General features: G+C 52.2%; 11 protein-coding genes. 3 read left to right on the top strand and 8 right to left on the bottom strand.

The features are described 5' to 3' along the window. The first annotated feature begins 246 nt into the window (after nucleotides 1-246). Together EJP87_RS08115 and EJP87_RS08120 are read left to right on the top strand one after the other, a co-directional pair. Nucleotides 247-1,554: a cobyrinic acid a,c-diamide synthase CobB gene (locus tag EJP87_RS08115; protein ID WP_130471362.1), complete on the top strand. Its 1,308-nt coding sequence runs from the start codon at nucleotides 247-249 to the stop codon at nucleotides 1,552-1,554. A gap of 398 nt (nucleotides 1,555-1,952) precedes the next feature. Beyond that, nucleotides 1,953-3,038, top strand: a complete 1,086-nt coding sequence (locus EJP87_RS08120) for a D-alanyl-D-alanine carboxypeptidase family protein (RefSeq protein WP_227657532.1) — start codon at nucleotides 1,953-1,955, stop codon at nucleotides 3,036-3,038. A 209-nt stretch (nucleotides 3,039-3,247) separates the two neighbouring features. Here the strand turns inward: EJP87_RS08120 and EJP87_RS08125 are convergent, their stop codons facing one another. Together EJP87_RS08125 and EJP87_RS08130 are read right to left on the bottom strand one after the other, a co-directional pair. Continuing rightward, complete coding sequence (locus EJP87_RS08125) at nucleotides 3,248-4,309, bottom strand: Rpn family recombination-promoting nuclease/putative transposase (protein ID WP_130471363.1); 1,062 nt, start codon at nucleotides 4,307-4,309, stop codon at nucleotides 3,248-3,250. A 117-nt stretch (nucleotides 4,310-4,426) separates the two neighbouring features. Next, nucleotides 4,427-5,125 (bottom strand): retropepsin-like aspartic protease family protein, encoded by a 699-nt coding sequence (locus EJP87_RS08130; RefSeq protein WP_130471364.1) that lies wholly within the window; start codon nucleotides 5,123-5,125, stop codon nucleotides 4,427-4,429. Nucleotides 5,126-5,550: 425 nt separating this feature from the next. Between EJP87_RS08130 and EJP87_RS08135 the strand changes: the two genes are divergently transcribed. Further along, nucleotides 5,551-5,952: a bacteriohemerythrin gene (locus EJP87_RS08135; RefSeq protein WP_130471365.1), complete on the top strand. Its 402-nt coding sequence runs from the start codon at nucleotides 5,551-5,553 to the stop codon at nucleotides 5,950-5,952. Between the two features lie 76 nt (nucleotides 5,953-6,028). Here EJP87_RS08135 and EJP87_RS08140 read toward each other — a convergent pair whose 3' ends face one another. The 6 genes from EJP87_RS08140 to EJP87_RS08165 all read right to left on the bottom strand — a co-directional run bounded on the left by EJP87_RS08140 (nucleotide 6,029) and on the right by EJP87_RS08165 (nucleotide 13,079). After that, nucleotides 6,029-7,321 (bottom strand): nucleotide sugar dehydrogenase, encoded by a 1,293-nt coding sequence (locus EJP87_RS08140; protein ID WP_130471366.1) that lies wholly within the window; start codon nucleotides 7,319-7,321, stop codon nucleotides 6,029-6,031. 70 nt (nucleotides 7,322-7,391) lie between these two features. After that, nucleotides 7,392-8,693 carry an O-antigen ligase family protein gene (locus EJP87_RS08145; protein WP_130471367.1) on the bottom strand — a complete coding sequence of 434 codons (1,302 nt, stop codon included), beginning with the start codon at nucleotides 8,691-8,693 and terminating at the stop codon, nucleotides 7,392-7,394. A gap of 14 nt (nucleotides 8,694-8,707) precedes the next feature. Beyond that, on the bottom strand, nucleotides 8,708-9,733 hold the full coding sequence (locus EJP87_RS08150; RefSeq protein ID WP_130471368.1) for a glycosyltransferase family 4 protein: 1,026 nt from the start codon (nucleotides 9,731-9,733) through the stop codon (nucleotides 8,708-8,710). A gap of 25 nt (nucleotides 9,734-9,758) precedes the next feature. Next, nucleotides 9,759-11,006, bottom strand: coding sequence for a lipopolysaccharide biosynthesis protein (locus tag EJP87_RS08155; RefSeq protein ID WP_130471369.1), 1,248 nt, complete (start codon nucleotides 11,004-11,006; stop codon nucleotides 9,759-9,761). After that, nucleotides 11,003-12,049, bottom strand: coding sequence for a polysaccharide deacetylase family protein (locus EJP87_RS08160; RefSeq protein ID WP_130471370.1), 1,047 nt, complete (start codon nucleotides 12,047-12,049; stop codon nucleotides 11,003-11,005). Before EJP87_RS08160 ends, EJP87_RS08155 begins: the two co-directional genes overlap by 4 nt. Next, nucleotides 12,039-13,079: a hypothetical protein gene (locus tag EJP87_RS08165; protein WP_130471371.1), complete on the bottom strand. Its 1,041-nt coding sequence runs from the start codon at nucleotides 13,077-13,079 to the stop codon at nucleotides 12,039-12,041. The genes EJP87_RS08160 and EJP87_RS08165 overlap by 11 nt, the downstream gene beginning before the upstream one ends. Between the last annotated feature and the right edge of the window lie 254 nt (nucleotides 13,080-13,333).

The raw sequence follows: 13,333 nt of genomic DNA on the forward strand, positions 1-13,333 counted from the left end.
GTCGGGCGTCCGCCCTCCCAAAGAGTGCCCCTGCGGGGCACAAATCTGTGCGGCGTGCGTGAATGCTACGCATTCACTTTTGTGAAACGCCGCACATTATCAGCAGGGCTTTGCCCTGCACCCACCAGGAGGAGATAATCTCCTCCTGGACCTCCCTAATAATTTTCTGGTTTGCAAATGCGATTGCCCTGACCAACTGTTTGCACCAACTATTCACCCTCCCTTAAAGATGCTAACATATGCACCATGAAAAACCCACCCGGATTTCTCCTCGCAGCCACGCAATCACACAGTGGTAAAACAGTGGTCGCATTGGCCCTGATGGCACGTCTCTGCCAAGAGGGGTATCAAATCGCCCCCTTCAAGGCTGGACCCGATTTTATCGATCCGCTCTGGCATAGTGCCCTCTGTCAAAAACCCAGCTACTCCCTGGATACGCAGATGATGGGCAGAGAGGAGTGTCGGCGCCTTTTGCAACAGCATGCTCCGGTCGGCACTCTTGCCATCGTGGAAGGAGCCATGGGACTATATGACGGTCGGCAGGGAGTGGGCGGTCCTGGTTCATCAGCAGATCTTGCGCGCACCCTCAACCTGCCGGTCATTCTGGTGATCAATGCCAAAGGGATGGCTGGTTCGCTTGCGGCCCTGGTGAGCGGATTCCAACACTTTGCCGAAGATTTTACCATTGTCGGTATCATTGCCAATCGCGTCGGCAGCCCCTCGCATGCCCGTCTGCTGGCAGATACACTGCAGAGTTGTCAGCTCCCTCCTCTGCTGGGCTGGCTCAGTCACAGCCCTGAGTTGCAGCTTGCCGAACGCCATTTGGGTCTCTATCTGCCCCACGACCATCCCCTGCCCCCCCTCCCCATCCTGCAGCAGGCCATTCAACTGCAAGAAGAGTCATTTCGCAGCCTGTTGCCCGAACCACCTGGCCCTGCAGTTGCCACTGTTTCAACACCCAGAAGCAACAGCAAACGCCTGCTCGCTGGCAAAAGGATTGCCATCGCCCGTGATGCCGCCTTCTGTTTTCTCTATCCCGCCAACCTCGATTGGCTGCAAGAACAAGGAGCCACGCTGCACTTTTTCTCTCCCCTGGCTGGAGAGGCAGTGCCCACCTCTTGCCAGGCGCTGTGGCTTCCCGGCGGCTACCCGGAGCTCCATGCCGCCTCCCTCGCCCAATCTCCAACCTGGCTCTCTCTGCACCAAGCTGCCGCTCAGGGTCTGCCCATACTGGCAGAGTGCGGGGGCATGATGGCGATTGGCCAGACATTGCAAGATCTGGAGGGCAAGAGTTGGCCAATGGCCAATCTGTTACCCATCCATACACGCATGACCAGCAAACTGGCTGGATTAGGTTATCGTCAGGAGATTTCGGGAGCCCAAGGCCATGAGTTTCACTACTCCAGCCGCGATCCCTCTGCTCTTCCTGCAGCCTTCCAGGTCAGCCGAGGCGATCCCGGCATCCGCCTGGGTAATATTCGTGCCTCTTATATTCACTGGTATTTTCCCTCGGCACCCAACAGCATTGCCTCCTGGTTGCAAGGCCAATCCTGACGGGGGTGGCGTCAATTTTCTGAAGGTAACCGTAGGTAAACTTGACAGAGGGGTGCAGATTGTGGATGATCCGCGTGAGAAGAAAAAGCCTGTTTTTGGCAATGGTTATTATTGAAAGCCAGCAGAGTGCCAGAACTGCTTTTCTTCTGTTGTCGTAGCCACTGTTGACAGTGCTGACAGGGAATGACGAGCTTCCGTCATCTCTTGGTGGATCGGCTGTTTGTTGCGCAGAACAGCGAAGGGCATACGACAGCATAAATTATGAATATATAATGATTATTTATTTACTTGCAAGCAGTTGATTCAGGAGACAGCAGTTGGCAATAAAATTGCTCGACGCTCCCTCAGCGAGAGAGAGCTCGCTAACGGGGTCAACATCAACTGCGGGTATATGCGCCATGCTTCCACAACGCCTGAGCACCGGTTTTGTCAAAGTCCTTCTGATCCTCTGGGTTGTTGCCGGGATGTTGTCGCCTTTTGCCGCCGAGGCGGCGCACAAACATCGCCGTTCCGCACATAAAGTGGCGCACAAAGTCAGCAAGGTACACAAAACGCAGAAAAAAGCTGTGGTTGGCAAACGCAGTAAACATGTCAAACGCCATCCGCCACCGGTGGATCGTCAGTCGGCCAACTATGCAGATCTGATTATGGAAGCCCGTACTGGACGTATCCTGCATGCCACCGATCCTGACGAGTTGCGTCACCCCGCCTCACTGACCAAAATGATGACCTTGTATCTGGCCTTTCAGGCGTTGAAAACCGGTCAACTGCATTTGAACCAAATGTTGCCAGTATCGCAAAATGCCGCCAGTCAAGAGCCTTCCAAACTGGGTCTGCGGCCAGGACAACAGATTCGGGTGGAAGATGCCTTGTTGGGTCTGGTCACCAAATCGGCCAATGATGCCACGGTGGTGGTTGCCGAGGCACTTGGTGGCAGCGAAGAGCAGTTTGCACGCCTGATGACCAACAAGGCACGGGCCTTGGGTATGAAAAGCACGGTCTTCCGCAACCCCTCAGGTCTGCCCAACCCAGAACAGGTAACCACCGCACGTGACATGGCCATTTTGGGCTATGCTTTGATCTATCATCATCCGCAGTTTTATCCCTATTTCAGCCGTGTTGGCTTTACCTATGCCGGAATCCGCCACAATAATCACAATCATCTGATGAAACGTTACCAGGGCATGGATGGCATCAAGACCGGTTATATTCGTGCCTCAGGTTTCAATTTGGTTGCCTCCACGGTACGTGAGCAAACCCGTTTGATCGGTGTGGTCTTTGGTGGGCGTTCGGCGGTCTCCCGTGACAACAAGATGGCCTCTTTATTGGATCAGGCGTTTGCCAAAGTGCATCAAGAACGGCTGAACCGTGTGGCAGAGAGTGAGAATGATGGTGTCAACTATGTCATGGTACCCAGCTCTATTCCCGCCTTCAGCCCGGAACAGCCTGTGACCGTGGCCTCTTCACGCAGCAACAATCTGTAAATTTTGCCAGAACAATAATCCATCCCTCAGCAAGGGTTGCCACGGGGTCCAAGAGATATTTCTTGGACCCCGTGTTGTTTGTATTGTTTTAGGCTTGGATCTCGCACGGCAACAGGCAATGTACCCTTGGCGGCCAACGGCATGACCAGAGCCAGGAAGTGGCGGCCACCACTTGGTCTATCACTGGCTTACGGAACACCTGAAGGCTATCAGGACGGATCGGCAAAAACGCTTTCCAGGGTCGGTGCATCCAGAATACGAAGTATCCATTTATCCAAAGTTTCAGAATTGGCTGCGGCTATTTTTTGGATACTCCACAAAGGCAACTCACCGAAGCGGTATTGCAATTGGCTAACAAAAGTCTCTGTTTTGCCTTCCAGTTTGCCTTCCAGTTTGCCTTCCAGTTTGCCTTCCAGTTTGCCTTCCAGTTTGCCTTTCTGTTCGCCTTCCTGACGCGCGAGAGCAGCCCACTCTGGTTTGCCCTTGGCCAAAATCTCCCGAGCAAATTGTGACATCATTTCAGCTTCCTCCTGCGGATTGACGCGGCTTATAATCTGCCGCACATGATTTTCACTCAAGTTTGAAAAGGTTGTCAAAAGATAACGCAAAACAGAAACCAGCAACTCCGGTGTTTTTATCAGAGCAGATATGAGCTCTTCCAGAGCCTCCATCTGCTCTTGCGGATCACGGGTTCCATATTTCAATGCCATCAGACAGGTCCGCAATTTGGATTCCTGCGACAGTTCCTGGTTCGGAATCGGACCCAAGTCAACTACCGGGAAGTGAAAATTTAACAACCACGGTGTCATGACCTCATCTGCATCAATCAAGGCCAGCAATTGATTCGGGATGCGCCATTCCTGTTGGCCGTGATAGAGCAGCATTGGCAGAACCGCTGGCAATTTCCGCCAGTTTTCTTCTGCACGGCTTTTCTGGTCCATGATGCCGTAGATGCCCCGACACAACTGCCAAGCGACCTTGTCGTCTGCGTAGCTCTTATGTTCAAGCAGCACGTAGAACACCACAGGTTTGCCAGTGATCGTCTTGGTCTCGAACAGGCGATCCGAATAATAAGGCCACAAGTGTTCTTCGACAAAGGTGCCTTCGACCAGTTGTGGAGCTTCCGGCACCAGCAACTGAGAGACTTTGACTGGCAACCGTTCACGCAGCAAGGCACCCGCTGTCTCTGGATAAGACATGACGACCTTGAAAAGACGATCATGAGGTTGGGTGATATCGTTCATAGGGCCAAGGGTATCAGGTTCAACCATGCAAGTCACTACCTACAAGCAGTATTTTGGAGATCTCGATGCACAACAATACAACGCATACATATTTTCCGTTAAAAATATGTATGCGTCCTCAAATTTCCAGATTTGCAGATTATGTCAACGCTGGGCTGAATTGTACCATCGCAATGTCAGGAGGTCATTCTTGACATCATACGAGTCAAGTTTTTTGAAAAAAGCCATTCCCAACAAGGAGCTATCGGATGTTCCAGCATTTACCGAAGCGGGAAGGTGTCGCAACACCAGATCCCCCAAACGTAAATCCTCCAAAATCACCGGTGCTGCCCGGACCAAACCATTGGCAGTGCGGTATTGTAGTGTATAATCCAACTGATCAAGGTCCAACCCTATGCGCTTGGCCGCTGCACGACTGAGCATGATGTCGCTGGCTCCAGTATCCACCAGCATACGAACCAATACACCCTGGATGCGCGGTTCTACATAAAAATGGCCATCTGATGATTTAAAGACGCTCAGAGATCCTGGAACCTGACTGAAACCACGTTGCGGCAACAATGTTGCCTGGAAACGCCCCAAAGAGGCCCCCATCTCATGACGCCAACCGTAGGCCAGAATCAGCAAGATCATCATGATCAACCATGGCGCCATCCCTTTCAGAACACGAAGCAAATCCTTCCCGTTCAAAGAACACAACCACCAAGCAAGCAGCAGAGCGAATCCAGCAGCATAGCCAAGCCGTTCCAAGCCGCTTTCCTCGTAAGAGGCCCCCAACAGCAACTCTTGCAACAGCGCCGCCACGCCCATCACACCACAAAAAATGAGTACAAATCGCATCATGGCGAGAAGATCCTTCCCAAAGCAGCCCAAAACACATCAGCATGGTTGGTGGTTGGATGATAGAGCACATGGCCTGGCAACCTGATATTGACACATGTATTCCCTTTCCGATTCGGGCACACAGGACATCATACATATTGCAACGGAGTCGGGCACACAGAACATCATACATATTTCAACAGGAAATGTGTATTGTACCCCTTGATTTCTCCGTTCAGGATTCGGAAATTCAACACTCTTATCAATGCAAATTGGTAGCATAGGAATAAATGGAAGGTTACACTCCCTTTGAACCGCAAAATCGTTGCCGAGACGCAATTTCCATATATAATGCGACTGGGTACTGATTGACCATCCGCGTCCAGTCCAATCAGGTGTTCATTCTCCCTGCAATCAATCCTCTTCAATGAACCGGGGCACTGTCTATGTCAAACATTAATCAATGGCAACCTGAGTGGAGCAGCGGAATACAGATAATCGATGATGATCATAAAAAACTGTTCCATATAATTAAAAAATGCTGGGATTCATGGGATAACCGACACGACTCCAACCAGTTGAGCATTTTGTTGGATGAACTGATTGACTATGTTAATACCCACTTCGCCAGAGAGGAGCAACATCTGGAACAGTTGGGCGCTCCCAAACTGCAGGATCACCGTTACCTGCACGCTGACCTCAAAAATCAGGTGGTTGCTTACTATAACATGGATCAGGCAGACAAGGAGGCGATTGGTACTGATGTCCTTGTTTTTCTTGAAAATTGGCTGGTCAACCACATCCTGAAAGTCGACGTCCCCTCTTTCAAGGAGCTGGTAAAGCCATAATAGTTCGGGATCGGACAACACAGGTCGGCTCTGTCCCTCTGGAAAACAGACAAACCAAACCCACAAGCCGACTCTCTCACAATCTCCCATGCGTCAAGTGCGTTGGCAGCACGTGCTTGACATCATAAATGACGGCTCCCTGGACCCCAAAGCCAACGATCTTTTCTGCCCCCATGCTCAGAAAAACCTGATGCGCGACAGCCAATACAATTGCTTGGTAATATCCATCGTGCGGCTCGGTAATCAGATTCAATTGCGGCATACCAGGTTCGCCGCTCACCAACGGATCGTACACGGAAATCTGCATGCCGCATTCAGACAACTCACGTATGATGTGAAGAACCTGAGAATTTCTCATGTCCGGGCAATTTTCCTTGAAGGTCACCCCCATGACCAACACCCGGGCATCGACCAACGAGATTCTTTTACGGATCATCAGTTGGATCACCTGTTGCGCAACATAAGCGCCCATGCCGTCATTGATTCGTCTGCCCGCCAGGATGATTTCCGGAAAAAAATCCACCTCTTGCGCCTTGTAGGCCAAATAGTACGGATCAACCGCAATACAGTGTCCTCCCACCAGACCGGGATGAAAGGGAATAAAATTCCATTTGCTGCCCGCCGCTGCCAACACTTCATGGGTGTCAATTCCCAGTCGGTAAAACAGCATGGAAAGCTCATTCATCAGGGCAATATTTATATCTCTTTGGATATTTTCAATAATTTTTGCTGCTTCTGCCACTCGGATAGAGGAAGCTGGATGCGTACCCGCGTGAATGATGGTGCGATACAGGAGATCCACTTGCTCTGCAGTCTCCTGGGTGGATCCGGAGGTAATCTTCACAATATCCGGCAAACGGTGCTTCATATCCCCGGCATTGATCCGTTCCGGACTGTACCCGACAGTAAAATCCTTGTTGCAAAACATGCCGGACACTTGCTCCAGAATGGGAACGCACACCTCTTCCGTTGTCCCAGGATAGACAGTCGATTCAAAGATGACGATCCCGCCGGGATGCAAGGCACGGGCAACAGTAGCGGTCGCCTTTTTCAGGGGATCCAGATCGGGGCGTTTATGGGCATCGACTGGCGTGGGCACCGTGACAATGAAGATGTTGCAGATAGGCAGCGACTCTTCCACTGAGGAAAGCTGCAGTTGTTCTGCAGCCAACAACTCCTCCGACGACACGCTGCAGGTTCGATCGACTCCAGTGCACAACTCTTCGACACGCTGTGTATTGGTATCATAACCTATGGTGGGCAAAATTTTGCCGAATGCAACTGCCAGGGGAAGTCCCACATATCCCAGTCCGATAATCCCCAACCGCACATCGGCCAATGGCAACGGCAATATTCCGTTCTGTTGCATCCGCTGACCTCCCAGAAATAAGTGAAACGGCTGATTTCAACCATCCAAGCCAAGCAGGCAAGTGCATCGGTCAGAGTGGACGCAGCAATTTTTTTTCCACACCCAGATACCAGATTGCCAAACCCAAGGAAATATTGATCGACAACAACTGCAACATGCCTCCCAAACCAAACAAACCAATGGTCATGGCTGTCAGCAAGGCCATGCCTAGCGCCCCATAGTACTGTCCGGTCATCGGGTCAATCAAATGGCGAATTTTCCAACAACGCATGAAACTGATGCCCAGTAGTCCCAAAAGCGGCAAAACTGTCTGCAATCCCGATTCCACCCAAATAAACAGGTAGATGTTGTGAGGCCTGGGACTTTCACGAGCCCACATTCCGGAAAAAGTGGTCGGCAATTGGCGCAAATATTCGATACTGCCCAAACCGTAACCCAGAGGGTTGGCCATGGCAAGCTCAAAATAGGCCATCCAAATTCCCGAACGGGAGTCATTGCGTTCATTCAGTTCGATGGTGGTTCTGTCGGCGTTATCACTCAGAGCAACCTCCAGCAGTTCATCCGGCGCAGCCATATGCAAAAAAAGCAGAATGAACAAAAACGAAAAAAATGTGCGCAAAATTTTTCTTTGCATTCCGGTCAGAAGAAGAATACCGGCTGCAACCCCCGCCCAGGTTGTGCGGGAAAAGGAGAGAATGATGCCCATTGAAAGCAGAGCGGTATAGGTAACGACCAACCAATAGTGAAACCGGTTGTTGCGGAATCCGCTGGACATCACCTGATGCAGGGTAATCAACAATGCCGGCATCACCGATAGTCCAAAATAGGTTGGGTCGGTCAACAATCCAGTCATACGCATGGCTCCCGGATCCTTGCCCGGCGGCAACCCCATTGCCAGCAGTGTCCCACCGATACCCATCAAACCGGGAACCATAAAAAGCAAGCCATACAGGGTTGAGGCAATACCATACCAGACATAAACCCTGAGAAAAAATTGCAAATCTGCAACAGTACGAATGCTGAGTACCAGCGCAACCCCCAAACCAACACTGCGTAACAGGCTGATCACCCCTTCAACCAGGCCGGGGGCTTCCGGCCCTTCAATGCTGCTCAAAACATAAAAAAGACAAAAAATAAAAAAATATTGTGCTGGAATGCGGATCTGACTCAACTTGCGTCCATCTCTTATGGCCACAAAAATCATGGCCACACCGACCAACAGGGGAAAGCGGGACTCAAGGGAGCCGACCGGAAAAATGGGTATGGTCAACGGCCACACGGCAAAGACCAGAAAAAAATAGAATCCGGCATATCGCACCCCCAGGCTTGGTTTCTGGAGCGGACCAACAGGAATGGAGAGGGCTGGCGACATGGCTCTTCCCGCAATCAGGATGAAAAACCGAGCGCATGCAGATAACGAATGGTCAATTTTTCGATATCATTGTTTTCTTCGGCCTGTTTGCGCGCCAACTGCTTGTAGTGCGGCAGATGCCTGAAAACCCTCTGCACAGCCTCTGCCATACCGGCACGCAAGGTTTCACTATAGAGCCTCTCAGGATCATCAACCGCAACACCTGCCGGACCGACTATCTCTGCCGTACCCCCCTCCCGAGGACAAACAACAGGCACCCCACAGGCCAAAGCCTCCACAACCACGTTGGGACAGGCATCGCCAATGACCGGATGCAACAGACAATCCATCTGCCGGTAATAAGCGGGCAAATGTTCTGGAGAGACGGAAGGAACATAGTGGATTGCCCCTTGCCAGTAGGGATTGGCCAGAGCGGTATCGAGTGTTTTTTGGCAATAGTGATCCAGTTGTCCGACCAGCAACAGACGGGGGCGTTCAGGGAGTCGTCCAGCCACATCAAAAAAAACCTCCAGGCGCGGACGACTGCGCAAAAAACCGGCTGTACCCAACACCAGAGGTTTACCCTGGCGCTGAGGCCAATCCAGGGCAGGCTTGAAATGGTGCAATGGCACGGCATTGGGAATGATGGCCCATGTTCCCTCCTGCCTGCCATGCAATTGGCTATCCAGCACCTCTTTGCTCCAGGCACTTTGATAAATGACAAAGTGGGAGTGAATCAGGGCCTCTCGGATAATCTGGTTGGCAACCGCATATTCGGGCTTGAAGGAACGATCAGCAAATGCCTCGCCAAAGCGACGAAAGTGCTCTTCGATATACATGCCGGCAATGCGATAGACCAGACGACGTGGGGAGCGGAGAAATTCGCTTTGCCTGGGATGACCGAGAAACAGGCAGGGATGTTTGTTGGCGGTAAACAGATCAGGCCAAACACGGTAGCCATGTTGGCGTGCCGAGGAGACAAACCGCTGCAACATGACCTGGGCCCCGTGACGCCCTCTGGGCCAGGGAATAATGGTGAATGCCGGCTTGGAAATAATCATGATGGTGAAAACCTGTTCTGGTGGCTCAAAGCTGTGAGCGGGACTGAGGGAGGGTCGTACCCGGTCTTGTTACTCGGTAAACGGTGATAAAATTGCTGCATTCCAGAACAACCCACGCCCAGGCAACACCCCGACTGCCACCCAGAAAAGCGCCGGCGGTCAATAATAGAATTCTCGCCACCATGATAAGCCAAGTCACCCGATGGTAATAGGGATGGTACTCCGGTCTGGCCAGCAACCAGCTCATTCCCAGGCTGGTAGACCAGGTAAAGGGCATCTGCAGCAACAGGATGGCCATGAGCGGCAAGGCATCGCCATAATGGGGCAACAGAAGAGGAATCAGATGCTGCAACAAAAAAAACAGTACCAGATATCCCAGCACACCCAGTGCAAAAAGTACCTGCATGCCCCAACGAACCTGGGCAATGGTGACACCCTGTTTTGGATCAGCCAGACGACTGACCAGAATACGGTCCACCAATCGCCCCATGCCAACCGCCAGTTGCGCCGCGAGGGCCAAGTTGTAAGCGGCCATCTCTTCAAAAGAGATAAAGCGGGAAAGCAACGGGCGCTCCATGTTGTGCCCGATGGTATTGCCGATCGATTGCAAAGAGAATTGGCGACTCAAGGAGAGAAAATCATCCGGCAGATCCCTGTTGCGTCTTTGCGGCAGCAGGGTCAAAAAGAGAGACAGGCTGAGCAGAAAACCACCGCCATAGAGCATGACGGCGCAAACCAGCAGCGAACCGGTCTGCCATGCGCCAAGTGTGATAGCCGCGGCCAGAGTTCCCTGGGCCAACAACCGGCGCCAGAATTGCGCTTTGAAGTTGCCCGTTCCATTCAGGTAGGCATCCATGCTGTCAAAAGCCAACTGGGAGGGGAGGAACAATGCCGCCAACAACAGCATGGCAGCCGCCTCTCGCTGCCCTGCGTACCAGTGCCAACCGGCAATCAACAACAGCAACAGTGTGGCACTGCTGCCAAACAGCAAGCGAATCCGCACACCCGCCCAAAGCACTCCATCCATTTGGCGGGCAGCACCATAGGTGATCATCTGCCCCATACCCGGCAGGGTAAAGATGCTGACCAAACCGGTTATACCCGCACAATAGCCCCACAAGCCGTAACTTTCGCGGGGTAAATAGTTGGCCAAAGCCCAGATTTGTCCCACTCCCAACAAAATTTGCATCCCCATCTGTGCTCCGCTGTAGAAGGAGCTGCGCCACAGATAGGGTGAGTGCCACAAGCGTTGCAACAGTTGGCGATGCTTCATCGGAAGAGAGTTTCCCTTTTTGTTTTGTCGGGAAAGAGTTGCTGCACATGGCTGTAGAAACCCGCCAGCGTCCGTCCGATGAAACGGTCAGCCGCAACAGCAAAAAGCTGTTCCAGGTCGTCGTACAGGGCGTCAATCTGTCTGGCCGTGCGAAAGGTGGGACTGCCATCCGGCATCAACTCCGAAGAGTGCAGCATCAATTCGGCATACGGCTCACGTCGCGCCAGAATCTCATCCAGAATGGTTCTCATGGAAGAGAGATTTCGACCATTGGGTCGCAACCAGCGAGTTTCCGGCCACAAACGCCGAATGACACGCACCCCCAGTGCAGCAATCGTTCCCCTGCTTTCCCATCTTTGCAGCATGGCAGAGGCTGCAAAGGAAGCTCCCCGGCGAATGGAAACAGGAACTTGCAACAAATCGCTCTCCCCTGGACGATGGATGGCTTGCAGATCCATGAAATAGCAGCGCTCCGGAAAATGACGATAATCACTGCCACCCGCTCCGTTTGGATCACCCAGCGTCTTTTGCCAGGAGGTATGGGGAGTGACCGAACAATCCACCTGATAACCGTGTTCGACCAGAATGCGGGCATAGCGCTGGTCAAAAGCCCACCTTCCCGCTCGATGGCTGACCATTTTGCGGTTAAAAGAGTCTTCCAGACTTGCTGTCAACACACGCACCTTTTCCGCCATGATCTCTTCAGGATACTCAATCAGATAGGGATGATGGCGCATGTCATCCCCGGTCAGCGAGCAGTTCAGCGGCGGAGAGTTCCAGGCATGCAAATGCATTCCTATCTCTCCCTGATCACGCAGCAATAGATCCTGGGCAAACTCCCGGTAGAGCGGATCCTGGACCATTTCATGGTTGGTCAACCAGGTCGGCAAAAGATGGTATTGTTCGCATAACGCCTGAAAACGTGGCAAAAACAGAGCATTTCGCGTCGTAATCTGCCTGGGTGCGGACCAGAGATCATCCCCTTCGGTATCAATGGTAATCAAAAATGTGGGTTTGTTGCTTGCCAAATATTCATCCACCATAGTGGTTCTCCCGATCGGAAAAGGGTGGACGCAATCCGTTATCATTCCAATCAAAATTGACCAACCAGTGCCGGGTGTTATGCGCCATGGGCAGCTCCCCACGCTGGGCACCCATCACAAAGGGACGGGGATGAAAGCTGTTATGGAAACCAAAAAGCAAAAAGATCCTTTGCATCTCTGGATGACAGCAACTCAATTGCATCTCCCTGGGATGTCTGTCGTGTTCGGTGAGATCAGCCAAGGCAAGCAGAATACCGCAACTCAGAAGCAGCACATCATTGCCATCACATTGACTGACCAGAATGCGCTCCTGACTCTCCTGCACAATCACATAGCCGACCTGTTCCAGACCGTTACTGATGCAAAACAGGCGGTAATGAACAAAACGCAACGTCGTATCATAACGCCAGCGCAGATAATCGACAGAAGGGGCAAGACGAAAATGGAATGGCGAGACTCTCGGCAGCATCTCTGCCTCCAACCGACTCACCTCTCTGACCTGCAGCGACTCTCCACCTTGACGACGAATCGCGGATCGCTCTTCAGCCAGATGGCCTGGCGGCCACAATAGAGCCACTCCCCTTTTGACCAGATTGCGCCAATGCCAAGGGTGACCATGGTATGTCCATTTCCGGTTTGCCAGAAGAATGGGTACGGGTGGAAAATAGTGCCAGCGATGTTGGCGCAGAATGGCGTGGGTCTCCTGACTCCCTCCGAACACCATGCTATAGGGAGCTGCCCTCATCCAGTACAACAACTGCAACCCCCCGATGCCGGGCAAAAAAGCCACATGATTGTTGGATGCGGCTACCTGCAGAGGGCGCCCTGCACTCTCAAAGCGCATGAGTTCCACACCGATACATCCAGCCAGTTCCCCCTTTTCCAGAAAAAGCGCGAGATGGCAATGGCCGGAGCTGGTATAATACCAATCCACAAACTCCCGGTGATGAAACGCCTGAGGAAAATGGGGATCATCCCTGCGTTGCAACAGAAGCTCATAATGGGAAGGGGTATAACGGATAAACTCCATTGGTAACTATTCACCACCCAAAACTATTGCGGGTCCAGGGAGGGCACCTCCCTGGCCGGGTCCAGGGATGGAATCCCTGGGATTTTGCTTGTAATCTTTTGCCTTTGGCGCGCTTTTCAAACTAAGCCGACGCGCTTTTTGCGTCGGCTTAAGCGCCTAATGGAAGCAAGCTGTGCGGATTGGCGCGCATTTTTGCGCCAATTCGTACAGCATCCCCATGGGGGGAGAGTTGGCGAGCCAGCACGAACCTGAAT

The organism is Candidatus Magnetaquicoccus inordinatus, assembly GCF_004217665.1.
Taxonomy (GTDB): Bacteria; Pseudomonadota; Magnetococcia; order Magnetococcales; family Magnetaquicoccaceae; genus Magnetaquicoccus; species Magnetaquicoccus inordinatus.